We start from the raw sequence: 2,363 nt of genomic DNA, 5'->3' as shown, positions 1-2,363 counted from the left end.
TCCGATAGAAGTGATGAGCGAACTGATGGCCAAGTATCATGAAAGCCCGTCAACCATCCAATGAGTGTGTTGCACTCAGTGTCTGCATCCGCCCACTTTCAAAATCGCACTGCTGGTTAATTCTTATGCCCAGCGGGCATACAGCAGGACATCAGGACCACCCCACAAGGCCATAATTATGCATATAACCATATACAAGTATTTTTTAACAGTATCCAAGGTCGGGTCAGTTCGCAAAGCAGCCGAGTTACTTCATGTCAGCCCCTCTGCTATTAGCAAACAGATAGCCAACCTAGAGCATATCTTTAAGGCAAAACTAATTGACAGACTAGCATCTGGAATCCAGCTTACCGAGGAAGGAAAAATCTTAGCGCACCACATGGAAAAAACAATTAGAGAAATGGAAATCGCAAGATCAAGAATTGACGAAATGAATGGAACATTATCTGGAACCATTCAGTACGCTACAATTGAAGGTGTCGCTAAAGACTGGCTCTTCCCAAGCATAAAATCATTCAATAACTCCCATAAAAATGTACATTTTAATGGGAAGATATTAGGAAGCGACTCTGTTTATGAAACCATCCGATCTGGCGGCATTGACTTTGGCATTGTAATGGACACCAAAATACCAAGCGACATAGAAGCCATCAAATATTTTGATACCAGACTAACAGTTGTCACGCCAAGAAATCATTCACTAGCTCTAAAGAAGAACATCAGCTTAAAAGAACTTGAAGGTCATGAAATAACAATATTAAACCCTGAGTTTTTAACACGTCAATTGATCACAGCTGCAACACAAAAACTTGGATTCGAGTTGAACATAAGATTCGAACTGGACAGTATCGAAATGATCAAGCATTACATAGAAGACTCTAATGGCGTCACAATATTACCTCACTTTTGCGTGACAAAAAACAACCATGACACCAGGCTAGCATCTATTAACATAAATGAATGCGAAGTACAAAAATGCTTTACAATAATCTGCAAAAAACCAGGGCGCCATTTAATAAAAGCGGCAGACTGCTTCATTGAAGAATTATGTCGACATAACACTTTAGAGTGAAATATTACAACTCTTTACAGCCGCCTAGCTAAAGCTCCATAATTTCTTCCCGACAATCATCATTGAACAAATTTGACTTTCATCACCCATATTAAAAAAAATTTATTGGAGTGGAAATTTCAAAAATCCTCCATGAAGTAAAATCTACTGCCAAGCCAACATTCAATGAAATTTTTAACAGCTATGACCTTTCACGCATCATGTACCAAATAGTGGCGAAAACCACGAGAAGAACTGGAGGCAACATGATGAGATTTAGCACCTTCCAGCCGAATTGATAAAGCAAAGCACCAGATGTTAATGAGCTAGCTGCTACAAGTGAAAAGATCACCAGATCATTGATGCCCTGAACCTTGCCTCGTTCGTCTTCAGAATGGACTGTCGAGAGCAGCGCACTGCCACCTATGAATAGAAAGTTCCACCCGACTCCCAACAGGAGTAAAGCCGACCAATAGTGTGTCAAACCATCGCCAAGGTTAGGAGTTAATACGGCACTAGTTACCAAGAGCGCACCTACCAACAGAATACGCGCCACCCCAAAAAAAGCTATTAAGCTGCCAGTAAAAAATGACGGCGCAAACATGCCAAGCACATGCCATTGCATGATGAAAGATACTTCCGACATCGAAAAGCCTTGGGCAAGCATCGCAAGTGGAGTGGCTGTCATTACCACCATCATTATCGAATATCCAACTGCACTGGAAAATACTGCAAGCATAAAGCTCGCCTGGAGCCAAATAGTTCCTCCTGAACGAGAGATCATGTCCGGGCTTAGGACACTACTGGGCTGTGCTCTGAGCTGGGTTAAAAGACCAATGGACAGTAAAGCTAGAGTAGCAATTACAAGATATGGCCCACCTAAGGGCACACCAGCAACTAAGTCAGTTGCAGCAGTAGCGTTCCAAGGACCAAGGAAGGCAGCAGCCACGCCGCCAGCCATGACGAATGAGATCGCACGGCTGCGAAAGGCTGGACTTGCCACATCTGCAGCAGCAAAACGGTAGTACATGGCAAAGCCTTGGTACAAGCCAAGAAGTAAATTACCCAGACAGAAAAGCCAAAACATCTCTAACAAAATCGCGACAAAGCTCAGCAAGCCCCCCGCTACACCACCAACACTTGCGCCGGTGATAAATCCACGGCGGCGGCCCACACGCCTCATATATAGAGATGCAGGAAAGGTCGAGATAACTGTACCTAGGTTCTGTCTGAAAAGTCATAAATGTTACGCTCTCTCTGTTCATTGAGCAGGAGGGCGATATGACAGGCCGTTACGAGCTTTCTGATCAGC

Annotated in this window: 2 protein-coding genes; one reads left to right on the top strand and one right to left on the bottom strand. The window is 43.5% G+C overall.

Translation table 11 applies throughout. The annotated features are described in order from the left end of the window. Window positions 1–178: 178 nt before the first annotated feature. Window positions 179–1,072, top strand: coding sequence for a LysR family transcriptional regulator (locus ACQKE4_RS20555; RefSeq protein ID WP_427390092.1), 894 nt, complete (start codon window positions 179–181; stop codon window positions 1,070–1,072). A 181-nt stretch (window positions 1,073–1,253) separates the two neighbouring features. Here ACQKE4_RS20555 and ACQKE4_RS20550 read toward each other — a convergent pair whose 3' ends face one another. Further along, complete coding sequence (locus ACQKE4_RS20550) at window positions 1,254–2,225, bottom strand: MFS transporter (RefSeq protein WP_427390091.1); 972 nt, start codon at window positions 2,223–2,225, stop codon at window positions 1,254–1,256. Window positions 2,226–2,363 lie beyond the last annotated feature (138 nt).

This window comes from Halomonas sp. NPDC076908 (genome assembly GCF_050269715.1).
Taxonomy (GTDB): Bacteria; Pseudomonadota; Gammaproteobacteria; order Pseudomonadales; family Halomonadaceae; genus Vreelandella.
This window is presented reverse-complemented; position numbering and strand designations above follow the sequence as displayed.